Genomic DNA, 23,443 nt, shown 5'->3' with positions numbered 1-23,443 from the left:
CTCGGCTCCGCTCAGGACTCGATGTTCGCCATGACGTGCTTGACGCGCGTGTAGTCCTCGAATCCGTAGACCGACAGGTCCTTGCCGTAGCCCGACTGCTTGAAGCCGCCGTGCGGCATCTCCGCGACCAGCGGGATGTGGGTGTTGATCCAGACGCAGCCGAAGTCGAGCCGGCGGCTGGTGCGCATGGCGCGGCCGAAGTCGCGCGTCCACACGCTGGAGGCGAGGCCGTAGCGCACGCCGTTGGCGAGCCGGATCGCCTCCTCCTCGTCGGTGAACCGCTGCACGGTGATCACCGGACCGAAGATCTCGTTCTGGATCACCTCGTCGTCCTGCCGCAGGCCGGCGACGACGGCGGGCTCCAGGAAGAAGCCGCCGGAAAGGTCGCCACCGGGGCGGGTGCCGCCCGTGGTCATGGCGGCGTGGTCGGGCAGTCTGCCGAGCAGCCCGGTGACGCGGTCGAGCTGGGTGCGGTTGTTCAGCGGGCCGAAGAGCACGTCCTCGTCGTCGGGCAGGCCGGTGCGCGTGGCCCGCGCCTGCTCCGTCAGCGCGGCCACCAGGTCGTCGTGCACGGACGCGGCGGCCAGCACGCGGGTGGCCGCGGTGCAGTCCTGGCCCGCGTTGAAGTAGCCGGCGCCCGCGATGGTCTCCGCGGCCGCGGCGATGTCGGCGTCGTCGTACACGATCACCGGTGCCTTGCCGCCCAGCTCCAGGTGCACCCGCTTGACGTCGTGACTCGCGGCCTCGGCCACCTCCATCCCGGCCCGCACCGAGCCTGTGATCGCCACCAGCTGCGGGACGGGGTGGGACACGAGCGCACGGCCGGTGTCGCGGTCACCGCAGACCACGTTGAACACGCCCGGTGGCAGGAACTCCGCGGCCACCTCCGCGAGCAGGAGCGTGGAGGCGGGCGTGGTGTCCGACGGCTTGAGCACCACCGTATTGCCCGCCGCCAGCGCGGGGGCGATCTTCCAGACCGCCATCATCAGCGGGTAGTTCCAGGGCGTCACCTGGCCCACCACGCCGATCGGCTCGCGCCGGACGAACGACGTGTGCCCTGCCATGTACTCCGCGGCGGCGCGTCCCTCGAGCACGCGGGCAGCGCCCGCGAAGAAGCGGATCTGGTCCACACATGGCGGCAGCTCCTCCTCCGCCGTGAGACCGAGTGGCTTGCCAGTGTTGCGGCTCTCGGTCGTCACGAACTCGCCGGCGCGCCCCTCGATCGCGTCGGCGAGCTTGAGGAGGAGGCGCTGCCGCTCCGCGGGAGTGGTGTCGCGCCAGGTATCGAACGCCCGCGTCGCCGCCCCGTACGCCGCATCCACGTCCGACTCCCCGGACAACGGGGCAGTCGCGTACACCTCTCCGGTCACCGGGTCGACGAGGTCGCTCGTGCGGCCGTCGGCGGCGTCACGTGACTGCCCGTCGACGAAGTTCCGCAACTGCAGCTTGTCCATCGAGGCACTCCTCGCTCGGCCGGGTGACCTGGGGCACTCTAGCTGCCCTTCCTGCGGATTTCGAGACCCGAAGGCGCTGCTTGCGATGAATTCCGTGTTGCGAACCCGGTTCAGTCGACGGATCCAGTTGTGAACGCCTACTCTTGCTGCGTGTCCCTCGCCCCTGAGCCGGCTCATGCGCTCCTCGACGCCGTCGGCAAGGCGATCGTCGAGCAGCTGCAGGAGGACGGCAGGCGGCCCTACGCCACGATCGCCCGCGCCGTCGGGCTCTCCGAGGCCGCCGTGCGGCAGCGCGTTGCGCGGCTGCAGGAGGCGGGCGTCATCCAGATCGTCGCCGTCACCGACCCGCTCCAGCTGGGCTTCCGGCGCGAGGCCATGGTCGGCATCCGCTCCGAAGGCGACGTCGTCGACCTGGCCGACGCGCTGGCCGAGTTCCCCGAGGTGACCTACGTCGTCATCACAGCGGGCAGCTTCGATCTGCTGGTCGAGGCCGTCTGCGAGGACGACGACCACCTGCTGGATCTCGTCGGGCGGCGGATCCGGGCGCTGCCCGGCGTCCGCAGCACCGAGACGTTCGTCTACATGAAGCTGCGCAAGCAGCACTACAACTGGGGTACGAGATGACGACCGAGACCCGCACTCCCCGGGGCACCGACCGCGCCGACGCCGCCCGCGACCACCTCTGGATGCACTTCACCCGGCACTCCACCTACGAGGACGGCGGGCGGGTGCCGATCATGGTGCGCGGCGAGGGCTGCCGCGTATGGGACGCCGACGGGCGCGAGTACCTCGACGGCCTCGCCGGGCTCTTCGTCGTGCAGGCCGGACACGGGCGCCGCGAGCTGGCCGAGACCGCCGCGCGCCAGGCCGCCGACCTCGCGTACTTCCCGATCTGGTCCTACGCCCACCCGGCGGCGATCGACCTCGCCGAGCGCCTTGCGCACCATGCGCCCGGCGACCTGAACCGGGTCTTCTTCACCACGGGCGGCGGCGAGGCCGTCGAGAGCGCGTGGAAGCTCGCCAAGCAGTACTTCAAGCTCACCGGCAAGCCCGCCAAGCACAAGGTGATCAGCCGGTCGATCGCCTATCACGGCACCCCGCAGGGTGCGTTGGCGATCACCGGCGTTCCGGACCTGCGCATCCCCTACGAGCCGCTCGTGCCCGGCGCGTTCAAGGTGCCCAACACCAACGCCTACCGCGCGCCGGAGCACGTGGCAGGCGACCTCAAGGCGTTCGGCCGCTGGGCCGCCGACCAGGTGGAGCAGGCGATCCTGGCCGAGGGCCCGGACAGCGTTGCCGCCGTGTTCGTGGAGCCGGTGCAGAACGCGGGCGGCTGCTTCCCGCCGCCACCCGGCTACTTCGAGCGGCTGCGCCAGATCTGCGACCGCCACGACGTGCTGCTCGTGTCCGACGAGGTGATCTGCGCGTTCGGCCGCATCGGCAACGTGTTCGCTTGCGACAGCTTCGGCTACGTCCCGGACATCATCACCTGCGCCAAGGGCATGACGTCGGGTTACTCGCCGATCGGCGCGATGATCGCGAGCGACCGGCTGTTCGAGCCGTTCCGCTCCGGAGCGGCGTCGTTCCTGCACGGCTACACGTTCGGCGGCCACCCGGTATCGGCGGCCGTGGCGATGGCCAACCTCGACATCTTCGAGGCCGAGGGGTTGAACGAGCACGTCCGCGAGCAGTCGCCGGTGTTCCGGGCCACCCTGGAGAAGCTCCTGGATCTGCCGATCGTCGGCGACGTCCGCGGCGAGGGCTTCTTCTTCGGCATCGAGCTGGTCAAGGACAAGGCCACCAAGGAGACGTTCGACGCCGAGGAGAGCGAGCGGTTGCTGCGCGGCTTCCTGTCCAAGGCGCTGTTCGACGCAGGCCTGTACTGCCGCGCCGACGACCGTGGCGACCCCGTCGTCCAGCTCGCGCCGCCGCTCGTCGCGGGCCCGGCCGAGTTCGACGAGATCGAGCAGATCCTGCGGGGGGTGCTGACGGAGGCGTGGGCCCGGATCTGAACAGCGCCGCTGTAGGTCTCTGGTTCGAGCAGGTCGTCGCCGACGGGGACGACCTCGCGCCGCGCCCACCGCTCGACGGCGACGCGGAGGCCGACGTCTGCATCGTGGGCGCGGGCTACACCGGGCTCTGGACCGCGTACGCGCTCCTGAACGGCGACCCCGGGCTGCGGGTGCTGCTCGTCGAGCGGGAGATCGCCGGGTTCGGGGCGAGCGGGCGCAACGGCGGCTGGTGCTCGGCGCTCTTCCCGGCCGGCCCGGCCGCGCTGGAGCGGCGCCACGGGGCCCCGGCGGCGGACGCGATGCGGGCGGCGATGCGCGCGTCGGTGGACGAGGTCGGCGAGGCGGTGGCCGAGGAGGGCATCGCCTGCGACTGGGTGAAGGGCGGCACCGTGGTCATCGCCCGCACCCGCGCGCAGCTCGCTCGGGCTCGGGGCGAGGTGTCCGACGGGCCGGACCGGGTCGAGCTGCTCGGGCCGGCAGCTGCATCCGCGCTGGTCGGGGCCACGAACGTGCTCGGAGGGATCTTCATGCCCGACTGCGCCCGGATCCAGCCAGCCCGGCTGGCGCGGGGCCTCGCGCGGGCTGTCGAGCGACGCGGCGGGCGGATCGCGGAGGGCACCACCGCGCTCGCCGTCCGGCCCCGCGGGGTCGTGACCGATCGCGGAGTGGTGCGTGCCCACACCGTCGTGCGGGCCACCGAGGCGTGGAGCGCGGCGCTCACCCCGCGCTCTGTGGTGCCGGTGTACTCGCTGATCGTCGCGACCCGTCCGCTCCCGGCGTCGTTCTGGGACGAGGCGGGTCTCGCGGGCGGGCAGACGTTCAGCGACCACCGCCACCTCGTCGTCTACGGCCAGCGCACCGCCGACGACCGGCTCGTCTTCGGCGGGCGCGGAGCGCCGTACCACTTCCGGTCCCGGATCCACCCGTCCTTCGACCGCGACGAGCGGGTGTTCGCCGGGCTGCGCGCCGCCGTCACCGAGCTGTTCCCGGCGCTACGACGCGAGGACTTCACCCACGCGTGGGGCGGGCCGCTCGGCATCCCGCGGGACTGGCACGCGGGCGTCGGGCTCGGCCCGGACGGTCTCGGCTGGGCAGGCGGGTACGTCGGCGACGGCGTCGCCACCTCGAACCTCGCCGGGCGCACCCTCGCCGCCCTGATCCTCGGCCACGACAGCCCGCTCACCGGCCTGCCGTGGGTCGGGCACCGCTCACGGCGATGGGAGCCGGAGCCGCTGCGCTGGTTGCTGGTCAACGCGGGCCTACGCCTCATGACGCTCGCGGACGAGGAGGAACGGCTCACGGGCCGCCCGAGCGTTCTGGCGGCGTCGGTGGCACGGGCGCTGGGCGGCTGAGGGCCATGCTCGACCGACGAACGGCCCGTTCGTCGGAGTGGTGCGTGGGTATCCCGGCCGCGTGGAGCGCGAGGTGCGCGTGCGCGAGGTCGAGGAGCTGTCGGCCCGGTCGGGATCGACGCGCTTCGTCCTGCGCGACGACGAGGACAACGAGTACACGACGTTCCGGAGCCGGATCGGGCAGGACGCGATGCGGTTCCGGGGGAAGCGGGCCCGGATCGAGTTCCACGAAGAGGACCGCCGGGGCTTCCGCAACGTGTACCTCGATGCCATCGGTCCCGCCGCCGAGCCCGCCGCCTCGGAACGGCTCGAGGGCGGTCGTGACGTGCAGCCGGCCGACGAGTCGGCATGGGACACCGCGGTCGAGGCCGCACCCTGGATCGTCGGAACCAGGGAGCCGCAGGAGGCGGTGCCACCGGAGGAGCTCTACGAGCGGCTGCACCCGTTCAAGGAACTCGTCGCGGACGACATCCGCCGGGCGGGCGAGGAGGACGACAAGCCGTCGTGATCTGGCGGCTCGGCTCGATCACCGTATCGGCGGCGCCTGCGCGTCCCGTGGCGCCGGAGCGTCGTGGCGATCACGCGCCACTTCTGGCGTGCACGTCGTGGGTGCCGAAGGGCGGTGTCCAGGCAAGTGCGCTGCCCACCGCCTTCGTGAGCAGCGGGGTCGGCAGCGCCGCGGCGATGGCGTCGCGCAGCAGGGCCCCGGTCGGGCTGCGGGTCTGCAGGATCCGCCCGAGCCGGCCCGAGGTGCGGGCCATCCGCTCGGTCCGGGGGCGCCTGACCGCGTCGTAGACCAGCAACCCGCCATCGATCCCCTTCTCGTCGACGGCGGCGGCGAGAGTGACGGCATCCTCGATCGCCAGGCAGGCGCCCTGGCCGATGTCCGGCGTCACGGCGTGCGCGGCGTCCCCGAGCAGCACCACCCGGCCGTGGACGAACCCGGGCAGCCTGGCGCGCAGGTAGTACACGTCGTGCCGCAGCAGCGCGTCGGGCGGGGTGACCGCGAGGAGTGCGGGGACGGGATCGTGCCAGCCCTGGAAGCGGGCGGCGAGCTGGTCGAGGTCGTGGGTGGGGGAGGAGCGCTCCGCGAGGCTCTCCGCGGCGAACCAGTAGATCCGGCGTTCGTCGATGGTGGCCGAGCCGAAGCGAGCGCCGCGGCCCCATGTCTCCGACAGCACGGCCTGCAGGCCGAGGCGTTGCGTGCGGTCCGGCGGGACGATGCCCCGCCAGACCGTGTATCCGGCGTAGGTCGGGCCGGGGTAGCCGGGCAGGAGCGCGGCGCGGAGCCGGCTGTTCACCCCGTCGGCGGCCACGACCAGGTCCGCGGTGTCCGACCGGGCGCCGTCCGGCGTGCCCAGCGAGACCGTGGTCCCGTCGACACCCTCGGCGCGGTGTCCGGTGCGGAAGGTGTCCGGGCCGAGCCCCTCCATGAGGAGCCGGTGCAGCTCGGCCCTGTGGAGCGCGTAGAACGGGGCGCCGTAGCGCCGCTCGATGCCCTCGGCCGGGATGTTCGCGACGCGGGCACCTCCCCGGAGCCGGATCTCCAGCCCGGTCTGGCGCCTGCCGCGGTCGCGCAGGGCCGTCCCGAGACCGAGGTGGTCGAGGGCCTTGACCGCGTTGGGGGCGATGGCCACGCCCGCGCCGACGGGGGCGATGACGGGCGCCTGCTCGTAGACGGTGACGTGCCAGCCGATGCGGCGCAGGGCGTGAGCGGCGGCCAGCCCGCCGATCCCAGCGCCGATGATGATCGCTCTCCTCGCGCCCACTGCCGCTCCTGTCTCAAACGAATGCTTCAAACGAACGCTTGAAACGAACGTTATACGATCTGCGGCGTGAGTGCAGGAGGCGACGAGCCGGCCGGGTCGACAAGGGAGCGGCTCATCGACGCTGCCGTACGCCTGTTCGGTGAGCGGGGGATCGAGGCGACGTCCTTGCGGGCGCTGACCGAGTCGGCGCGGACCAACATCGCCGCCGTCAACTACCACTTCGGTTCCAAGGACGGCCTGCTGCGCGCGGTCATCGACCGCGCGATGCGACCCGTCAACGACGAGCGCCGCCGCCGACTGGACGAGCTCGAGGCGCGGCCCCGGCCGCCGTCGGCTGCGGACCTGGTCCGCGCGTTCGTGGAGCCGGGCGCGGGTCTCGCGGACCGGGCCGATGTCGCCCGCTTCCTGGGACGCGTCTTGGGTGAACCGGATCCGAAGGTCCGGCAGCTCTTCGCCGACCAGGTCGACCCCGTGGAGGGCCGCTACCTCACCGCGCTGGCGCGCGCTCTTCCCGAGCTCGGCGACGCGGACGTCCGCTTCGCCTACACCAGCATGGTGGGGCTGCTGGGTCTCCACCAGTCCGGGACGTTCGCCACCGTGGACTGGCCGCAGCGCCTCGACCCCGGGCAGGACCGCTCCGGCGCGGCCGACCTCGAGCGCCTCGTCGCGTTCATCGTCGGAGGGATCCTCGCGATGATCCCGGCCCGGCGTTCTGCTGACAGGTGAGTCAGGTGCCGGTGCGGGTCATCGCCGGGCGGGACCGGCGGGTGTTCGTGATCGTCACGGTCACGACGTCGGAGCGGTAGCGGTCGTCCGACCATTCGAGGGGCTCGCCGGTGCGGCTGGTGGTCAGCCGCCGTTCCCGCAGCAGTGGCGCACCGGGCTGGACCTCGAGGAGCGTGGCGTCGGTGGCGTCGGCGGCGACCGCGTCGAGGGTGTGCCGGGCCGTGTCGAGGTCCGCTCCCCGTTCCAAGAGGTAGGCGTAGATGGAGCCGGCGTCGAGGTCGGTGTCGAGCAGGGCCCGGCCCACCGACTCGACGAACGTCGTGCGCTCCAGCATCGCGGGCGCGCCGTCCAGCAGGCGCAGCCGCAGCAGCTGCACGACCGGGGTGCCCGGGGCCAGGTCCAGCGCCGCGGCGACGGCCGGCTCGGCGCGGCGTACGGCGATCTCCTGGGTGCGCTGGCCGGGGCACCGGCCGATCTGCTCGGCCCAGCGCGAGAACGACAGGAACGTCTCGAACGACTGGGCGGGCACGCTGTCGAGCACCGTCGCCCGGCGGCCCTGGCCGCCGCCGATCAGCCCGTCGTCCCGGAGAGCGGCGAGCGCCTGGCGGACCGGGCCGCGTGATGCGCCGAACTCCCGGCACAGCTGCGCCTCCGACGGGAGCAGGGATCCGACGGGGAGCAGGCCGGTGGAGATGCGGCGGCGGAGCTCCACCGCGACGGTCACGTGTAGGGGCGTGCTCACGGAACCTGACTGTACAAGAACAGGCGAGCCCGCCGTGAACACTGTATGAACCCAGGATAAAGCCGCTGGTAGAAGCGAAATCGCCTCTCCGAACTTATCAATACAAGTCTTGACCGGCGGTCGCCTCGGCTGCCACCGTCGACGCCGTGACCGACCTACCCGGCCTGCGGCCCGCCCGCGTCGACCTGCTCGTCGTCGGGGCCGGGATCGTCGGGCTCGCGCACGCCGTCACCGCGCTGGAGCGCGGGCTGACGGTGACCGTCGTCGACCGCGACGAGCGGGCCGTCGGCGCCTCTGTTCGCAACTTCGGCCACGGCTGCGTCACCGCTCAGGAGGGCGAGGCACTCGGATTCGCCCAGCAGGCCCGTGGCACCTGGCTCCGGATGGCCCGGCTCGCCGGCTTCTGGGCCGCCGAGACCGGCACGGTCGTCGTCGCGCGTGCCGAGGAGGAGCTCGCCGCTCTCGACGAGGTGGCACAGCGCCGCGGGCGTGCCGAGGTGGTCCTGATGAGCCCGGCCGAGATCACCGAGCGGGTGCCGGTACATCCTGGTCCGGTGCTCGGGGGAGCGTTCCTGCCCCGCGACATCCGCGTCGACCCCAGGGCGGCGATCCCCGCACTCGCCGAGTGGATCGACCGGCAGCCGGGCGGGCGGGTGCTCTGGTCGACCCCGGTCACCGGCGTCGAGGAGGGCGTCGTGCACACGCCCCGTGGCGATCTCAGGGGTGCGCGCGTCGTCGTCTGCGCGGGGCACGACCTCGACCGGCTGGTGCCCGCGGCTGCCGAGGACGCAGGCATGGTGCGCTGCGCGCTGCAGATGCTGCAGGTCCGCGTGCCGGAGGGAGGCCCGATCGAGCCCGCCGTCTTCACCGGCAGCTCACTGCTGCGCTACCCCGCCTTCTCCAGCACGGACGGCGCGGCAGCACTGCGCGCCCGTTGGGCCGCCGACCGTCCGGAGCTGCTCGAGGCCGGCATCCACCACATGATCACCCAGCGGCCCGACGGCGACCTCGTCGTCGGTGACACCCACGCCTACGCCCGCACGCCCGACCCGTTCTCGTCCGAACCGCTCGACGAGCTGCTGCTCGCCGAGACCTGCGCCCTGCTGCGCGTCACCGACCTGCGCGTGGTGCACCGCTGGCGCGGTGTCTACGCGAGCGCGCCCGAGCGCGATTTCCTGCGCGCGAAGGTCGCGCCCGGCGTCATGGCCGTCGCGGTGACCTCCGGCATCGGCATGACCACGGCCTTCGGCCTCGCCCCGAACATCCTCGACTCCCTGTAGGAGCGCCCGTGTCCCGCCTCGCCCGTGCCGCCACCTGCGGTCTCGCCGCCCTGACCCTGCTGCTCGCCGGATGCGGAGGCAGCACATCGGACGCCGCATCCCCCACCTGCCCCGACGGGCGCATCCGGTTCGGGGTGGAGCCCTACGAGGACCCCGCCCGGCTCACCCCCGCCTACCAGGTGCTGGCCGATGCCCTGTCGCAGCGCCTGGCCTGCCCGGTCGACCTGCAGGTCGTCGAGGACTACTCGGCCGAGGTCCTCGCGATGCAGAACGGGCGGCTCGACGTCGCCCAGTTCGGCCCGCTCGGGTACGTGTTCGCGAGCGAGCGTGCGCACGCCGAGCCCGTGGCGTCGTTCGCCGACGCCTCCGGCGCGCTCAGCACGTACACCGCGGGCATCTGGGTGCCGGCGAGCTCACCGATCACCGACATCGCGGGGCTGCGCGGGCGCTCGCTCGCGCTGTCGAGCGCGGGCTCTACCTCGGGAGACGCGCTGCCCCGCAAGGCGCTCGCCGATGCCGGGATCGCCGAGTCCGACGTCCGCATCGACTACGCCGGTGGGCACCCCGAGGCGCTGCTCGCGCTCGTCAACGGCACGGTCGACGCGGCCGAGATCAACAGCCAGCAGCTGCGCAGCGCCACCGACGCCGGCACGTTCGACGCGGCAGGCTTCCGGCAGATCTGGACGTCGGAGCCGATCCCGAACGACCCGATCACGGTGCGCGGCGACCTCGACCCGGCCGTCAAGGCGGCGGTGCGGGACGCGCTGCTTGGGCTCACGCCCGAGCAGGTGGCCCAGGTCGGGGCGCTGCTCGACGTCAGCCCGCCCGGGCCGCTGGTGCCCGTCGACCGGGCCACCTACCAGCCGCTGTTCGACCTCGCCTCGACGCTCGGGCTCACCGAGGAGGACGTGTGACCGCGCAGGCGCCGGACCGGGAGCGCGTCGTCGCCGGCCGGGCCGCGCTCGAGCTGCGCGGCTGCGAGGTGCGCTTCGGCGACCGGGTGGCGCTGCACCGCGTCGACGTCGCCGTGCACGCGGGCGAGCTGCTCGCCGTCCTCGGGGCGAACGGGTCGGGCAAGTCCACGCTGCTGCGCGCGGCAGCCGGGCTCGTGCCGGTGAGCGGTGGCAGCGTCACCGTCGCAGGCGGCCGCTCCGAGCGCGCGGACGTCGCGATGGTGTTCCAGCACGTCCACCTCGTCGGCAGGCGCAGCGTGCTCGACAACGTCTGCTCGGGCGGGCTGGGCAGGCTCCCGCTGCGCGCCTCGCTCGTGCCGGCGCTGTTCCCGCGGGAGCTGCGGGAAGAGGCGATGGCCTGCCTGGACCGCGTCGGGCTCGCCGATCGGGCCCATGACCGGGCAGGCCGGCTCTCCGGCGGGCAGCAGCAGCGGGTCGCCGTGGCCCGCGCCCTCTGCCAGCGGGCACGCGTGGTGCTGGCCGACGAGCCGGTGTCGGCGCTCGACCCGGTCGCCGCCGAGCAGGTGCTCGCGCTGCTCTCCGAGCTCGCGCACGCCGAGGGCCTCGCCGTGCTCGCGGTGCTGCACCAGCCGCAGCTGGCCCGCCGCCACGCCGACCGGGTCGTGGGGCTGCGCGACGGTCGCGTCGTGCTCGACGGCGATCCGGCCGGGCTCGGCGAGGCCGTGGACGCCCTCTACGCCGCGGAGGTTCCGGCATGACCACGACCGCCCCGGTTCGCCGGATTCCGGTGCCGCCCCGTCCCGTCCGCCGGGGCGCGCTGGTGGTGGGAGGCAGCGTCGCGTTGCTGTTGGTCGCGGCGCACGTCGTTGCGTGGCGGGCCACCGAGGTGTCGCTCGGCGCGTTGGTCGACGGCTGGCGCGGCATGCTCTCGTTCGTCGCCGAGGCCGTGCCGCCGGACCTGTCGGCAGGGGTGCTCGGCCAGAGCCTCGCCGGGGCCGCCACGACCTTGTGGATCGGCCTGCTCGGCACCACGCTGTCGGTGCCGGCCGGGCTGGTGCTCGCGCTGGCCGCGGCCCGTGGCACCGCACCCGGCCCGTGGGTCTACCAGGCGGCACGGTCGCTGCTGTCGTTCCTGCGCGCCGTGCCGGACGTCGTGTTCGCGTTGGTGTTCGTCACCGCGGTCGGGCTGGGCCCGTTCCCGGGCGTGCTCGCGCTCGTCTGCCACAACACGGGCGTGATGGGCAAGCTGTGGGCCGAGGCGATCGAGGACGCCGACCCCGGCCCCGCACAGGCGCTGCGCTCGGCGGGCGCCGGCCGGGTGCAGGTGGCCGCGCACGCGCTGTTGCCGACCGTCACGCCGCAGCTGGTCGGCCTTCTGCTCTACCGCTTCGACGTGAACGTCCGCTCGTCGCTCGTGCTCGGCCTGGTCGGGGCGGGCGGGATCGGGTTCCTGATCAACCAGTCGATCAAGCTATTCCGCTTCGACCAGATGCTCACCCACATCCTCGTGGTGCTGGTGCTGATCGTCGCGGTCGACCAGCTGTCCGCCGCCGTGCGGCGCAGGCTCGCCCAGTGAGAGGAACGCAGATGATCGAGCTCGCCGTCCTGGACATCGCGGGCACCACGGTCGACGAGGGGGGAGCGGTGTACCGGGTGCTCGGCGCCGTCGCCGGGGCGCACGGCGCCGAGCACCCGGACGTGCGCCCGTGGATGGGCGCGGACAAGCGGGAGGCGCTCGCCGCGCTGCTGGGTGTCGCGCGTGACGATCCACGGGCCGCCGCCGCGCACACCGCGTTCGTCAGCGAGCTCGTCGCCGCGTACACCGCCGACCCGCCGAAGCCGCTGCCCGGGGTGCCCGAGGCGCTCGCCGCGCTGCGGGCCACCGGCATGCGGGTGGCGCTGACCACCGGGTTCGACCGACAGGTGACGGAACCGCTGCTCGCCGCGGTCGGCTGGGACGTACCCGGCACGCTGGACGCCGTCGTCTGCGCCGACGAGGTCGCCTCCGGCAGGCCCGCCCCGGACATGATCCGGGAGGCCATGGCGCGGCTCGGCGTCACCGACCCGGCGCACGTCCTGGTGGCCGGGGACACGGTGCTCGACGTCCGGGCAGGCCTTGCCGCGGGCGCCGGGCTGGTCGTCGCAGTGCTGACCGGGGCTCAGGAGGCCCCGGAGCTGCGCGCAGCGGGCCCCACGCGGGTGCTGAGCGGGGTGGCGGAGGTGCCGGCCCTGCTGGATGCGGCCGCACACCGATAGCCGTGCCGGCGGCAGCCACCGTGGATCACGGCTTGCGCGCCACTGCGCCGTGCCCGGTGACGGGCTTGGGAGTCCCGACCTCGGCGGCGTTCGGTCGCCACAGCGACACCGGGACCACGCCCGGCTCCACCAGCTCCAGGTTCTCGAAGTAGCCGGCAACCTGTTCCACCGTGCGTGGGATGTACGGAATCGCGCCCGTCTCCGCGTAGCCCTCATTGGCCGCGACGACCGCCTCGTTGGCGGCGGTGTCGTCCCACAGCGTGAGGTAGCTACCGGACGGGACGGCCGCCAGGACCCGGTTGACGATCGAGCGGGATTCGTCGTAGTCGGCGACATGGCCGAGGACGCCCATGAACATGATTCCGATGGGTTGGGTGAAGTTCAGGATGTTCTTGGCGTCGGCAATGATCTGATCGGGCTCGTGGAGGTCAGCGTCAATGTAGGCCGTTACCCCATCCGGTGTGGTGTTCACCAGCAGTGCGCGGGCGTGCGCCAACACCAGGGGATCGTTATCGACGTAGACGACGCGGCACTCCGGTGCGGCTCGCTGAGCCACCTGGTGAGTGTTGTCCATCGTCGGTAGCCCGGTGCCGATATCGAGGAATTGGCGGATTCCGGCCTCGGTGACCAGGTGCTGGACCGCGCGGATCAGGAACTGCCGCGACTGCTGGGCCAGGGTGAAGATGCCCGGGTACGCCTTGGCGAAGGCGTCGCCGGCTTCCCGGTCCACGGCGTAGTTGTCCTTGCCGCCCAGCCAGTAGTTCCAGACCCGCGCCGAGTGCGGCACGGTGGTGTTGATCACGGCCGATGGCAGGGCAGGATCGTTCGTCACCGATTCATCTTGTCGTGTGCAGCGAGCTCAGGTCGATGCGTCGCGGGCGATCGGCGGACTGCCTGCGGTCAGTGGATCGCAGCGCGTGCGGTCAGGCCTCCGGTAGGCGGAACTCGGCGTCGGCCGGGAGCACGGCGGTGTCCATCTGCGCCTTCTGGAGCTTGCCCGCGTAGTCCCAGTTCATCGACTGCCACCGGGTGAACTGATCGAGGACCCAGATCCCGGACTGCCGGCTCCCGTTGCCGGAGCGCCCGTTGCCGCCGAAGGGGAGGTGGGCTTCGGCCCCCGATGTCGAGTTGTTGACGCTCACCATGCCGGCGCTCACCCGCTCCCGGAACCGGAACGCGTGTACCGGGGTGGAGGTGTAGATCGCCGCGGAGAGGCCGTAGCCGTGGCCGTTCGCGAGCGCGACGGCGTCGTCGAACGTCTCGAACGTCGCGACGCCGACGATCGGGCCGAAGGTCTCGGTGCGGTACAGGGCGTCGTCGGCGACCACGCCGTCGACGATCGTCGGGTGGGCGTAGATCCCGGGCTCGCCGGTGAAGTCGCCGCGCGGGTTGTCGGGTGTGATCCGGCCGGTGCCGGTGGAGCCGTGCAGGGTGTGGTGCGGCCGGACCAGGTCGAGGTGCCGCTCGAATCCCGCGAGGAACCGCGCGGAGAGCATCGGTCCGTACAGCACGTCGGTGCGGGTCGGGTCGCCGATCTCGGCGGACCGGACGGCAGCGTCGAAGCGGCGCACGAACTCGTCGTGCACCGATGCGTGGACGATCGCGGTGCCCAGCGACGTGCAGCGCTGCCCCGCCGTGCCGAACCCGGAGAACAGGGCGCCCTCGACGGCGAGGTCGAGATCGGCGTCGGGCATCACGACCAGTGGGTTCTTGCCGCCCAGCTCCAGGCACGGGTTCTGCAGGTGTCGCCCGGCGAGCTCCCCGATCCGCACGCCGACGGCCGACGAGCCGGTGAATCCGATCTTGTCGACGAGCCCGGCGTCGAGCGCGGCGGACAGGCCGTCGAAGGTGGTGGTGCCGTCGGCGAGCACGGTGTTCAGCACGCCCGCGGGCAGCCCGCCGCGCACGAACAGCTCGGTGAACGCCTCGGCGATCGCGGGCGTGTACTCGGCCGGCTTCCAGACGACCGCGTTGCCGCACAGCAGCGCAGGCACCACGTACCAGGACGGCACGGCCACCGGGAAGTTCCCGGCCGTGACGATCGCGGCCACCCCGACCGGCACCCGGAACGTGAACAGCTGCTTGTCCGGCATCTCGCTGGGCACGGTCTGGCCGTAGAGCCGCCTGCCCTCGCCCGCGAAGAAGGAGCAGGTGTCGATGACCTCCTGTACCTCGCCGCGGGACTCCGCGATCGGCTTGCCGATCTCGCGCGTGACGAGTGCGGCGAGCGGCTCCTTGTTGGCCTCGACGAGCCTGCCGATCTGCTCGATCACCCGGCCCCGCACCGGCGCCGGAACGGCGGCCCATGCCCGCTGCGCATCCCTGGCAACATGGCAGGCCTCGATGAATCCACCCGCGTCGGCCAGCAGCGCGGTGACGACCGGCGTGCCCCTTGCCGGGTCGATCGAGGTGACGCGGCCGCCGAGGCCCTCGGCGCGCCACTTCCCACCGACGTACGCGCCGACCTCGCGCGTCGTACCCATCGTCGTGCCCATTGCGGAATCCTGGCCCTCTTCGCGCACCTCGGCAAAGGTCATGCCCGCACCGCCCTGGTGAGCGCGGCGACGGCCGCGTCGAGCTCGTCCTCGCCGATCGTCAGGGCCGGCCGGAACCGGATGGAGCGCTCCCCGCCGCCGAGGATCAGCACCTTCTCGTCGCGGTGCAGCCTGCGCAGTACGGCGTCGCGCGCCGCGGCCGTCGGCAGGTCGACGGCCACGAACAGCCCGCGGCCGCGCACGTTGTCGACCTCCGGGATCGTCGCGAGCCCGTCGAGCAGCCGCTTGCCGAGCACCGCGGCCCGCTCGATGAGGCCCTCGGTCTCCATGACCTCCAGGTACCGGCGCGAACGCACCATGTCGGTGAGCCCGCCGCCCCAGGTCGAGTTGATCCGCGAGGACACCCGGAACACATTGTCGGGCACCTCGTCCACGCGACCGCCCGCCATGATCCCGCAGACCTGCAGCTTCTTGCCGAACGCGACGACGTCCGGCTGCAGCCCCAGCTGCTGGTACGCCCACGCGGTGCCGGTCATGCCGCCGCCGGTCTGCACCTCGTCGAGCACGAACAGGGCGTCGTGCTCGTGGCACAGCGCCTGCATGGCCTGCAGGAACTCGGCGCGCATGTGGTTGTCACCGCCCTCACCCTGGATCGGCTCGGCGATGAAGCAGGCGATGTCGTGCGGGTGGGCGGCGAACGCCTCGCGGGCCTGTGCGAGTGCACGGTCCTCGACGGCCTCGACCTCGGCGACATCGAGGGGGAACCGGATCGCCGGCACGTCGATGCGCGGCCAGTCGAACGTGGGGAAGAGCGCGGTCTTGCGCGGGTCGGTGTTGGTGAGCGAGAGCGTGTAGCCGCTGCGGCCGTGGAACGCCTTGCGCAGGTGCAGCACCTTCGTGCCCAGGTGCGCCGGCCGGCCGTGCAGTGCGTTGTGCTGCCGTTTCCAGTCGAAGGCGGTCTTGAGCGCGTTCTCGACCGCGAGGGCCCCGCCCTCGACGAGGAACAGGTACGGCAGCGCCGGGTCGCCGAGCACCCGCTCGAACGTCTCGACGAACGCGGCCATGTGCGTGGTGTAGATGTCGGAGTTCGACGGCTTGTTGACCGCCACCTCGGTCAGCTCGGCGAGGAACTCCGCGTCGCCCGTCAGCGCAGGGTGGTTCATGCCCAGCGGCGCCGAGGCGAAGAAGCTGAACAGGTCCAGGTAGCGGGACCCGTCGCGGGCGTCGACCAGCCACGACCCATGACTGGCCCTGGTGTCGAGCACGAGGTCGAAGCCGTCGACGAGCAGGTGGCGGCGCAGCGTCTCGTGGACGCGGTCCGGGGTGACGGTCATGTTCGCCAGTGTCGGTTCGTTGATCGTCGGTGCGCAGCGCGTCGACCGTCGGTATCGGTGACGAAGTGCCACGATGTGCGCCGTGCCACCGACGGATCGTCAGCTCGACGACCTCGACCGCCGGGTGCTCGCCCACCTCGCGGCCGACGGCCGCGCGTCGATGGCCGAGCTCGGCCGCGCCGTGGGGCTGTCGCGCACCGCCGTGCTGGCCAGGGTGCAGCGCCTCGAGCGGGCCGGGGTGATCCGCGGTTACCGGGCCGACGTGGAGTTGCCCGGCACGTCGGCCGCGCACCGCGCCCGCGTGGGCGTCGTCGTGCGCACCGCGGACGTGGCCGGCTACGTCCGCAGGCTCTCCGCGATGCCCGGGGTGACCGAGATCGAGTCGGTGACCGGCGAGTACGACCTGATGGTGCTGGTCACCGCCCCGAGCGCGGGCGAGCTGGACGCCGTGCTGGACGGCATCCAGGGGTGGCGCGAGACCGTGCGGACGACGACCTGGGTGGTGCTGACGCGCTACCGCTGACCCGGCGGCCGGACGAGCTGATCGAGCTCCAGCCGGACCGGGAACGGCTCCTCGGCCGTGAACACGCCGGTGACGGCCGGAGCGTCGACGTAACCGAACTCGCCCGCTCGGTGACAGGCCGTCAGCGTGGAGCGGGAGTCGATGTCGACGATCCAGTAGTGCGGGATCCCGGCGTCGGCGTACTCCCCGTGCTTGATCGTGCGGTCGGTTCGCTCCGATCCGACCGACACGATCTCGACCGCGAGCACGACCTCGTCGGCGGGCAGCAGGCCGCCTTCCCGCTCACGGCGGTCGATCGCAGCCGTGGGGACGACCACGAGATCGGGGCAGCGGACGAACCCGGGCCGCGAAGGCTCGACGAGCTGGAGGTCGATGTCGACCTCCGGGAGCACCTCGAGGGTGTCGGGAAGCTGGTCCTCGATGATCCTCAGCAGCCTCCGCATGCTGCGTTGATGCTCCGGAAACGGGCTCGGTGAGATCACGAGCGCGCCTTCCTGCAACTCGCAGGTGACGTCGCCGTTCTCAGGCAGTGCGGCGAACTCGGCGACCGTCAGGAGCCGGGGTCGGGCGGTCACGGCGGCAGTGTGGCACGCGACACCGAGAGATCCCGGGCACCGGGCTCGGAGAGTGTCGGTCACCGGACCGGGGGTCACTCCCCGATACCGTGGGGCGCATGGCAGGACGGACGACCGCCGGCGGCGGCAGGAGCACCGCGGCAGCGTCGTCAGCTCGATCGGCGGCCGGGTCTTCGCGTGGGCGTCGCACGCCCGCGTCCCGCAAGACCTCGGGCGGCCGGTCCGGTTCCACGCGACGAGCGCCGGCGCGCAAGCAGCCCGACCTGATCGACCGCGGCATCGATGGCGTCGGCCGGGGGATCGCCCGGCTCGGGCGGTCGGTGGGCCGCGCCGTGGGGCGCACGCGCGAGCTCGACCCCGCTCACCGCCGCGACGGGCTGGGTGTGGCGCTGCTCGTGCTCGGCGTGGTGGCTGCGGCCGGCATCTGGTGGGGCGCGGGTGGCCCGGTGGGCAACTGGCTCTCCGGTGCGGTGGCCGCGGTCGTCGGGCGCGGCTCTGTGGTGCTTCCCGTGCTCGTCGTGGGCATCGGGATGCTGCTGATGGCCACCAAGCCGCACCCGGAGTCGCGGCCGCGGGTGGCCGTCGGCTCGCTGCTGCTCGCTCTCGGCGTCCTCGGGCTGGTGCACATCGCGTCCGGCCGCCCGGACGACCCGGCGGTCTGGTCGCGCGGCGGAGGCGCGATCGGTTACGTCGCCGCCACCCCGCTGGCCACCGGGCTGACGTCGTGGGTGGCGGTTCCGGTCCTCGTGCTGCTGTCGGGCTACGCGTTCCTGGTGCTGACCGGCACCCCGGTGCGCGAGGTGCCGAACCGGTTCCGGCGCCTCACCGGGCAGGCCGTCGACGAGCCCGCACCGGCCGCGGAGGACCCGGGCGAGGTCGTCGCCGACCCGCCGTCGGTGGCGCTCCGGCGCCCGTCGCGCCGCCGGCAGGCCTCCCGCGTTGCCGACGCCTACCGGGAGGATGGTGCCGAGACCCCCGACGCGCTCGACCCGCCGGCCGAGGAAGCCCCGCCTCCCCCGAAGCGCAAGCCCGTCGTCGTGCCGGCCACGCCGCCCGCAGAGCCCGAGCCCGAGGGCGCGGTGGGGGAGCAGTTGCGGCTCACCGTGCAGCCGTCGGCAGCGGACGCCGTCCCCTACAAGCTGCCGCCCAGCGACCTGCTGCCCAGCGGGCCGGCGCCGAAGACCCGGAGCCGCGCCAACGACGCGATGATCGAGTCGATCAGCGGGGTGCTGGAGCAGTTCAACGTCGACGCGCAGGTCACCGGGTTCACCCGCGGCCCGACCGTCACGCGGTACGAGATCGAGCTGGGCCCGGCCGTCAAGGTCGAGAAGATCACCCAGCTGCAGCGCAACATCTCCTACGCGGTGGCCACCGACAACGTGCGGCTGCTCGCGCCGATCCCCGGCAAGTCCGCGGTGGGCATCGAGGTGCCCAACACCGACCGCGAGATGGTGCGCCTCGGCGACGTGCTGCGCTCGTCGGCCGCGCGCTCCGAGCAGCACCCGCTCGGCATCGGGCTGGGCAAGGACATCGAAGGCCACTTCCTGGTCGCGAACCTCGCGAAGATGCCCCACCTGCTGGTCGCGGGCTCCACCGGCTCCGGCAAGTCGAGCTTCGTGAACTCGATGCTGGTGTCGCTGCTGTCACGGGCCACGCCGGACGAGGTCCGGATGATCCTCATCGACCCCAAGATGGTCGAGCTCACGCCGTACGAGGGCATCCCGCACCTGATCACGCCCATCATCACCCAGCCGAAGAAGGCCGCGTCCGCGCTGGCCTGGCTCGTGGAGGAGATGGAGCAGCGCTACCAGGACATGCAGGCCAACAAGGTCCGCCACGTCGACGACTTCAACAAGAAGGTCCGCTCGGGCGAGATCACCGCGCCGCTCGGCAGCGAGCGGGAGTACCGGCCCTACCCGTACATCCTCTGCATCGTCGACGAGCTGGCCGACCTGATGATGACCGCCCCGCGCGACGTCGAGGACGCGGTCGTGCGGATCACGCAGAAGGCCCGCGCCGCCGGGATCCACCTGGTGCTCGCCACGCAGCGGCCGTCCGTCGACGTGGTGACCGGCCTGATCAAGACCAACGTGCCGTCCCGGCTGGCGTTCGCCACCTCGTCGCTCACCGACTCGCGGGTCATCCTCGACCAGCCCGGCGCCGAGAAGCTCATCGGCATGGGCGACGGGCTCTACCTGCCGATGGGCGCGGGCAAGCCGGTGCGCATGCAGGGCGCGTTCGTCGGCGACGAGGAGATCTCCTCGGTGGTCGCGTTCGCCAAGGAGCAGGCCGAGCCCACCTACAACGAGGGTGTCACCACGCAGAAGGCCGGCGAGGCCAAGGAGATCGACCCGGACATCGGTGACGATCTCGACGTGCTGATCCAGGCCGCCGAGCTGATCGTCACCTCGCAGTTCGGGTCGACGTCGATGCTGCAGCGCAAGCTGCGCGTCGGCTTCGCGAAGGCCGGGCGGCTGATGGACCTGCTCGAGTCGCGGGGGATCGTCGGGCCGTCGGAGGGGTCCAAGGCGCGCGAGGTGCTGATCAAGCCGGACGAGCTGGAGAACGTGCTCTGGCTCATCCGCGGCGGTGGGCCCGCGCCGGACGGCGACGACGACGAGTGAGCGGCATGCGGCAGGCACGCGCCGAGGACCACCGGGCGATTGTGGAGCGCGTGCAGAGCTGGTGGGCCGATTCGCGCACCCCTGAGCAGGCGCGGGAACTCTCGCTGCTCCTGCCGAGGCTGTTCCTGCAGCACTTCGCTACGACCAGCCTCGTGGTCGAGGACGACACCGGGGTCAGGGCCTTCCTCGTGGGCTTCCACTCCGCCGACGCCGCGGACGAGGCGTACATCCACTTCGTCGGCGTCGACCCCCAGCTGCGCGGGACCGGCGCGGCGCGCAGCCTCTACACCGCGTTCTTCGCGCAGGCGGCGAAGGTCGGCAGGCGGACGGTCCGGGCGACCACCTCGCCGTCGAACACGGGATCCATCGCGTTCCACCGTGCGATGGGCTTCGCCGTGGAGCCCGGCGACCAGGAGGTCGACGGCGTCTCCGTGCACAGCGACTACGACGGCCCCGGGCAGGATCGCGTGTGCTTCCGGTTGGAGCTCGAGCCCGACTGAGGGGCGTCAACCGCCAGCGAGCGCGGGACGCAGCACGGCGAACCCGCGATCCAGCAGCTCCGCTCGGTCGGCACGTCCGTCGGTGCGCACCCACTCGCGCTCGACGCTGTCGAGCACGGCGGTCGCCGCGTTCGTGAGGAGGTCGGCGGAGAAGTCGTCGAGCCTGCCGCGTGACACGAGCACGCCGCGGGCCGCCTGCCGCCAGAGCTCGCGCTTCTGGTGCAGCCGCGCGCGCAGGGCGGGCGTCGACGCGATGAGCCGCTCGCCTGCCAGCTCCGCGGCGGAGGAGTGGATCCGTTCCTGCCAGCGACGCAGCACCTGGTGCAGGCACGCCCACGGGTCCTCGCCCGCCGGTCGCGCCTCGAGGTCTGCGACCACCTGCTCCACCAGGACCTCGGTCCCGGCGAACACGGCGTCCTCCTTCGTCGGGAAGTAGCGGAAGAAGCTGCGCTTGGTCATCCCGACCGCTCTGGCGATGTCCTCGACGGTGGTCTCGTCGAACCCGCGCTCGGCGAAGAGCGCGACGGCCGCCTCCGCGATCTCGGCCCGGACGGCCCTCCGGGTGCGTTCCCGCAGCGTGTCGGCCATCACCCAAGTCTACTTCTCGACAGCTGCTGCCTAACTCGTCACCAAGTGACGTAAGCTGACCCCTGCTCGAACCGAGGAGGAGACATGCAGGACCGCATCGCGCTGATCACCGGGAGCACCGGCGGGATCGGCAAGGAGACGGCGCGCGGGCTCGCGCGCCTCGGCGCACACGTCGTCCTCGTGGGCCGCGACCCGCAGCGCGCCGCGGCCGCGGCGGAGGAGATGCGGCTGGACACCGGCAACGGCGCCGTCGACGCGCTCACCGCCGACGTCTCGCGCCAGGCCGACCTGCACCGGCTCGCGGCCGAGGTGGGTGAGCGGTACGGCCGGCTGGACGTGCTGGTCAACAACGCGGCGATCGTCCGGGAGCGCCGGGAGCTCACCGAGGACGGGGTGGAGGCGATGTTCGCCGCCAACGTCCTCGCGCCGTTCCTGCTCACCCACCTGCTGCTGCCGGTGTTGCGCGCCGCGGCGCCCGGCCGGGCCGTCAATCTCACCGGCGCGATCCCCCGAGGCCGGCTCGACCTCGACAACCTCCAGGGGGAGCGGCGCTATCCGTGGTTCATCAACCAGACCAAGCGCGCGTTGATGGCGATGAGCTACGAGTTCGCGACGCGGTGCCCCGCAGGCGACGTGACGATCAACGTCGCCTATCCGGGACATGCGTACACCGACATGAACCGGGGTCTGTCGGCCCGGACGTTTCCACTGGCGGCCCGGCCGCTCGTTCCCCTGCTCAAGCTCGTGCTGCCGATCGTCTACGGCGGCGATGCGGTGGCGAAGGCCTCGCGATCGAGCGTCCGGCTGGCCTCCGATCCCAGCTTGACCGGCGTGAGCGGCACGTACTTCGACACCCGTGGGCGGCCCGCCCCGTGGCCGGCGTGTGCGCGCGACGAGCGCAACCGTGACGTGGTCTGGGCGCTGTGCGAGCGGCTCAGCGGCCGGTCCGCTCCGCGAGCCATGCGGTAGCGGGGAGGCCGGCCAGGTCGCGGAAGTCGCGGGCGAGGTGGGCCTGGTCGACGTAGCCCGCTTCGGCTGCCACGTCCGCGAGAGCGGGACGGCGCGGCGCCAGCAGCCGGTCGCACGCGCCCTCGAAGCGGATCACGCGGGCGGCGGCCTTCGGGGCGAGCCCGGTCTCGGCGCGGAACTTGTCGGCGAGATACCGCCTGCTCCACCCGACCTCGCGCGCCAGCTCCTCGATGCGGAGGTTGCCGCCGGTCTCGGCCAGCCGGTCCCACGCGTAGCCGACCTCCGGCAGCACGCCGCTCTCGCCGCGCCCGCGCCGCAGGATTCGGGAAAGCTCGGCGTCGAGCAGGTCGAACCGTTCCGTCCAGCCGTCGGCGGATGCGAGCCGGTCCAGCAGCGCGGTGGCGCGGCCGGAGAGCAGGTCGCGGAGATCGACGGTGTCACCGGCCAGGGTCCCTGCCGGCACACCGAGCAGCGCACGGGCGCCGCGCCATGTGAGCCGCAGCTGCAGGCCCGTCTGCGGAGCGCCCTGTGCGATCCGGGCCGGGCCGTCGTGCAGGCCGCCGACGGCGGCGGCGAAGCTGCCCGGTGGCTTGCTCGGATCGGCGTTGCTGAGCATCTCGACGCGGCCGTCGAGGCAGAACAGGAAGGTGAGATGGGCCGACGCCACGCCCTGGTGGACCGAGGGCGGGGTCGGTTCCTGCCGGTAGCCGGTGTACGCGCTGACGTACGGGCGCAGCCACGCCGCCGGCGCGCGCCCGCAGGTGCGGAACGCGCCCTCGACGACGGAGGCGGTCATCCCCCGAGATTACCTACAAGTGGAGCAGCATCCGGACGTTGCCGAGGGTGTTCGGCTTGACGTGGGCGAGGTCGAGGAACTCCGCCACACCGGCGTCGTAGGAGCGCAGCATCGCGGCGAACACGTCCGGCTCGACGGGCGTGCCGTCTATCTCCTCGAACCCGTGGCGCGAGAAGAAGTGCTTCTCGAACGTCAGCACGAACAGGCGCTGCAGGCCAAGCTCGCGCGCGCCTTCGATCAACTTGCCGACGATGGCGTGCCCCACGCCGTGCCCGAGCACGCGCGGGTGCACGGCGACCGTGCGGATCTCGCCGAGGTCCTCCCACAGCACGTGCAGCGCGCCGCAGCCGACCACCTCGCCGTCGAGCTCCGCCACCAGGAACTCAGGGACGGCCTCGTAGAGAGTGATCATCTCCTTGGCGAGCAGCACTCGTCCGGCGTAGGAGTCCACGAGCTGTTTGATGGTCCGGACGTCGGCGGTGCGTGCCCGCCGCACGAGTGGTGTCGCCACGAGCCGTCAGACTAGAGAACCGC

General features: G+C 72.6%; 24 protein-coding genes. 14 read left to right on the top strand and 10 right to left on the bottom strand.

Annotated features, from left to right (window positions below; all coding sequences use genetic code 11):
* Window positions 1-11: 11 nt before the first annotated feature.
* The gene (locus K1T35_RS31860; RefSeq protein WP_220255478.1) at window positions 12-1,454 is read right to left on the bottom strand and encodes a gamma-aminobutyraldehyde dehydrogenase; all 1,443 of its coding nucleotides are present in this window, start codon (window positions 1,452-1,454) and stop codon (window positions 12-14) included.
* Window positions 1,455-1,604: 150 nt separating this feature from the next.
* Here K1T35_RS31860 and K1T35_RS31855 point away from each other — a divergent pair, with 150 nt between their 5' ends.
* From K1T35_RS31855 to K1T35_RS31840, 4 genes are all read left to right on the top strand, one after another.
* A complete protein-coding gene (locus K1T35_RS31855; protein ID WP_220255477.1) occupies window positions 1,605-2,078 on the top strand; it encodes an Lrp/AsnC family transcriptional regulator in 474 nt (157 codons plus the stop codon).
* Window positions 2,075-3,466 (top strand): aspartate aminotransferase family protein, encoded by a 1,392-nt coding sequence (locus tag K1T35_RS31850; protein ID WP_220255476.1) that lies wholly within the window; start codon window positions 2,075-2,077, stop codon window positions 3,464-3,466. Before K1T35_RS31855 ends, K1T35_RS31850 begins: the two co-directional genes overlap by 4 nt.
* Window positions 3,451-4,818, top strand: a complete 1,368-nt coding sequence (locus K1T35_RS31845) for an FAD-binding oxidoreductase (protein ID WP_220255475.1) — start codon at window positions 3,451-3,453, stop codon at window positions 4,816-4,818. The genes K1T35_RS31850 and K1T35_RS31845 overlap by 16 nt, the downstream gene beginning before the upstream one ends.
* 61 nt (window positions 4,819-4,879) lie before the next feature.
* Complete coding sequence (locus K1T35_RS31840) at window positions 4,880-5,326, top strand: hypothetical protein (RefSeq protein ID WP_220255474.1); 447 nt, start codon at window positions 4,880-4,882, stop codon at window positions 5,324-5,326.
* Between the two features lie 70 nt (window positions 5,327-5,396).
* On the opposite strand, the gene K1T35_RS31835 is transcribed toward K1T35_RS31840, so the two are convergent.
* A complete protein-coding gene (locus tag K1T35_RS31835; RefSeq protein ID WP_220255473.1) occupies window positions 5,397-6,587 on the bottom strand; it encodes an FAD-dependent monooxygenase in 1,191 nt (396 codons plus the stop codon).
* Between the two features lie 66 nt (window positions 6,588-6,653).
* Between K1T35_RS31835 and K1T35_RS31830 the strand changes: the two genes are divergently transcribed.
* Window positions 6,654-7,313, top strand: coding sequence for a TetR/AcrR family transcriptional regulator (locus tag K1T35_RS31830; protein ID WP_220255472.1), 660 nt, complete (start codon window positions 6,654-6,656; stop codon window positions 7,311-7,313).
* A 1-nt stretch (window position 7,314) separates the two neighbouring features.
* Here K1T35_RS31830 and K1T35_RS31825 read toward each other — a convergent pair whose 3' ends face one another.
* Window positions 7,315-8,055, bottom strand: a complete 741-nt coding sequence (locus tag K1T35_RS31825) for a GntR family transcriptional regulator (protein WP_220255471.1) — start codon at window positions 8,053-8,055, stop codon at window positions 7,315-7,317.
* Window positions 8,056-8,201: 146 nt separating this feature from the next.
* Here K1T35_RS31825 and K1T35_RS31820 point away from each other — a divergent pair, with 146 nt between their 5' ends.
* Genes K1T35_RS31820 through K1T35_RS31800 form a run of 5 tightly spaced genes read left to right on the top strand, consistent with a single transcriptional unit; the run spans window position 8,202 to window position 12,505 of the window.
* Window positions 8,202-9,335 (top strand): TIGR03364 family FAD-dependent oxidoreductase, encoded by a 1,134-nt coding sequence (locus K1T35_RS31820; protein ID WP_220255470.1) that lies wholly within the window; start codon window positions 8,202-8,204, stop codon window positions 9,333-9,335.
* A gap of 8 nt (window positions 9,336-9,343) precedes the next feature.
* Window positions 9,344-10,249, top strand: a complete 906-nt coding sequence (locus tag K1T35_RS31815) for a phosphate/phosphite/phosphonate ABC transporter substrate-binding protein (protein WP_220255469.1) — start codon at window positions 9,344-9,346, stop codon at window positions 10,247-10,249.
* A complete protein-coding gene (locus K1T35_RS31810; protein WP_255620976.1) occupies window positions 10,246-11,007 on the top strand; it encodes a phosphonate ABC transporter ATP-binding protein in 762 nt (253 codons plus the stop codon). Before K1T35_RS31815 ends, K1T35_RS31810 begins: the two co-directional genes overlap by 4 nt.
* Complete coding sequence (gene phnE / locus K1T35_RS31805; RefSeq protein WP_220255468.1) at window positions 11,004-11,825, top strand: phosphonate ABC transporter, permease protein PhnE; 822 nt, start codon at window positions 11,004-11,006, stop codon at window positions 11,823-11,825. The genes K1T35_RS31810 and phnE overlap by 4 nt, the downstream gene beginning before the upstream one ends.
* Window positions 11,826-11,836: 11 nt before the next feature.
* Entirely contained in the window at window positions 11,837-12,505 is a 669-nt protein-coding gene (locus K1T35_RS31800; protein ID WP_220255467.1) for a phosphonatase-like hydrolase, read from the top strand.
* A gap of 25 nt (window positions 12,506-12,530) precedes the next feature.
* On the opposite strand, the gene K1T35_RS31795 is transcribed toward K1T35_RS31800, so the two are convergent.
* The 3 genes from K1T35_RS31795 to lat form a co-directional block, all read right to left on the bottom strand.
* Window positions 12,531-13,337: an SAM-dependent methyltransferase gene (locus K1T35_RS31795; protein ID WP_220255466.1), complete on the bottom strand. Its 807-nt coding sequence runs from the start codon at window positions 13,335-13,337 to the stop codon at window positions 12,531-12,533.
* Between the two features lie 91 nt (window positions 13,338-13,428).
* Window positions 13,429-15,042, bottom strand: a complete 1,614-nt coding sequence (locus tag K1T35_RS31790; protein ID WP_255620973.1) for an aldehyde dehydrogenase family protein — start codon at window positions 15,040-15,042, stop codon at window positions 13,429-13,431.
* Complete coding sequence (gene lat, locus K1T35_RS31785; protein ID WP_220255465.1) at window positions 15,039-16,334, bottom strand: L-lysine 6-transaminase; 1,296 nt, start codon at window positions 16,332-16,334, stop codon at window positions 15,039-15,041. The genes K1T35_RS31790 and lat overlap by 4 nt, the downstream gene beginning before the upstream one ends.
* An 82-nt stretch (window positions 16,335-16,416) precedes the next feature.
* Between lat and K1T35_RS31780 the strand changes: the two genes are divergently transcribed.
* Window positions 16,417-16,857 carry an Lrp/AsnC family transcriptional regulator gene (locus K1T35_RS31780; protein WP_220255464.1) on the top strand — a complete coding sequence of 147 codons (441 nt, stop codon included), beginning with the start codon at window positions 16,417-16,419 and terminating at the stop codon, window positions 16,855-16,857.
* On the opposite strand, the gene K1T35_RS31775 is transcribed toward K1T35_RS31780, so the two are convergent.
* Window positions 16,848-17,432, bottom strand: coding sequence for a Uma2 family endonuclease (locus tag K1T35_RS31775; protein ID WP_220255463.1), 585 nt, complete (start codon window positions 17,430-17,432; stop codon window positions 16,848-16,850). The two genes, K1T35_RS31780 and K1T35_RS31775, sit on opposite strands and share 10 nt — an antisense overlap.
* A gap of 98 nt (window positions 17,433-17,530) precedes the next feature.
* Between K1T35_RS31775 and K1T35_RS31770 the strand changes: the two genes are divergently transcribed.
* The gene (locus tag K1T35_RS31770; protein WP_220255462.1) at window positions 17,531-20,056 is read left to right on the top strand and encodes a DNA translocase FtsK; all 2,526 of its coding nucleotides are present in this window, start codon (window positions 17,531-17,533) and stop codon (window positions 20,054-20,056) included.
* A 5-nt stretch (window positions 20,057-20,061) separates the two neighbouring features.
* Complete coding sequence (locus K1T35_RS31765) at window positions 20,062-20,556, top strand: GNAT family N-acetyltransferase (RefSeq protein ID WP_255620971.1); 495 nt, start codon at window positions 20,062-20,064, stop codon at window positions 20,554-20,556.
* A 6-nt stretch (window positions 20,557-20,562) separates the two neighbouring features.
* On the opposite strand, the gene K1T35_RS31760 is transcribed toward K1T35_RS31765, so the two are convergent.
* Window positions 20,563-21,144 carry a TetR/AcrR family transcriptional regulator gene (locus K1T35_RS31760; protein WP_220255460.1) on the bottom strand — a complete coding sequence of 194 codons (582 nt, stop codon included), beginning with the start codon at window positions 21,142-21,144 and terminating at the stop codon, window positions 20,563-20,565.
* A gap of 84 nt (window positions 21,145-21,228) precedes the next feature.
* On the opposite strand from K1T35_RS31760, the gene K1T35_RS31755 reads away from it, so the two are divergent.
* Window positions 21,229-22,113 (top strand): SDR family NAD(P)-dependent oxidoreductase, encoded by an 885-nt coding sequence (locus tag K1T35_RS31755; protein WP_220255459.1) that lies wholly within the window; start codon window positions 21,229-21,231, stop codon window positions 22,111-22,113.
* On the opposite strand, the gene K1T35_RS31750 is transcribed toward K1T35_RS31755, so the two are convergent.
* Both K1T35_RS31750 and K1T35_RS31745 read right to left on the bottom strand, forming a co-directional pair.
* Window positions 22,079-22,909 carry an AraC family transcriptional regulator gene (locus K1T35_RS31750; protein WP_220255458.1) on the bottom strand — a complete coding sequence of 277 codons (831 nt, stop codon included), beginning with the start codon at window positions 22,907-22,909 and terminating at the stop codon, window positions 22,079-22,081. The genes K1T35_RS31755 and K1T35_RS31750 overlap by 35 nt on opposite strands.
* Before the next feature lie 13 nt (window positions 22,910-22,922).
* Window positions 22,923-23,420, bottom strand: a complete 498-nt coding sequence (locus K1T35_RS31745) for an amino-acid N-acetyltransferase (RefSeq protein ID WP_255620967.1) — start codon at window positions 23,418-23,420, stop codon at window positions 22,923-22,925.
* Window positions 23,421-23,443 lie beyond the last annotated feature (23 nt).

The organism is Pseudonocardia sp. DSM 110487, assembly GCF_019468565.1.
In the GTDB taxonomy this organism is placed as follows: domain Bacteria; phylum Actinomycetota; class Actinomycetes; order Mycobacteriales; family Pseudonocardiaceae; genus Pseudonocardia.
This window is presented reverse-complemented; position numbering and strand designations above follow the sequence as displayed.

What these genes read in the sequence shown, in the direction of transcription:
- K1T35_RS31790 (WP_255620973.1), bottom strand. Translation starts at nt 15,042, where the DNA reads ATGACCTTTGCCGAGGTGCGCGAAGAGGGCCAGGATTCCGCAATGGGC.
- lat (WP_220255465.1), bottom strand. Translation starts at nt 16,334, where the DNA reads ATGACCGTCACCCCGGACCGCGTCCACGAGACGCTGCGCCGCCACCTG.
- K1T35_RS31770 (WP_220255462.1), top strand. Translation starts at nt 17,531, where the DNA reads ATGGCAGGACGGACGACCGCCGGCGGCGGCAGGAGCACCGCGGCAGCG.
- K1T35_RS31760 (WP_220255460.1), bottom strand. Translation starts at nt 21,144, where the DNA reads ATGGCCGACACGCTGCGGGAACGCACCCGGAGGGCCGTCCGGGCCGAG.
- phnE (WP_220255468.1), top strand. Translation starts at nt 11,004, where the DNA reads ATGACCACGACCGCCCCGGTTCGCCGGATTCCGGTGCCGCCCCGTCCC.
- K1T35_RS31850 (WP_220255476.1), top strand. Translation starts at nt 2,075, where the DNA reads ATGACGACCGAGACCCGCACTCCCCGGGGCACCGACCGCGCCGACGCC.
- K1T35_RS31800 (WP_220255467.1), top strand. Translation starts at nt 11,837, where the DNA reads ATGATCGAGCTCGCCGTCCTGGACATCGCGGGCACCACGGTCGACGAG.
- K1T35_RS31755 (WP_220255459.1), top strand. Translation starts at nt 21,229, where the DNA reads ATGCAGGACCGCATCGCGCTGATCACCGGGAGCACCGGCGGGATCGGC.
- K1T35_RS31750 (WP_220255458.1), bottom strand. Translation starts at nt 22,909, where the DNA reads ATGACCGCCTCCGTCGTCGAGGGCGCGTTCCGCACCTGCGGGCGCGCG.
- K1T35_RS31765 (WP_255620971.1), top strand. Translation starts at nt 20,062, where the DNA reads ATGCGGCAGGCACGCGCCGAGGACCACCGGGCGATTGTGGAGCGCGTG.
- K1T35_RS31860 (WP_220255478.1), bottom strand. Translation starts at nt 1,454, where the DNA reads ATGGACAAGCTGCAGTTGCGGAACTTCGTCGACGGGCAGTCACGTGAC.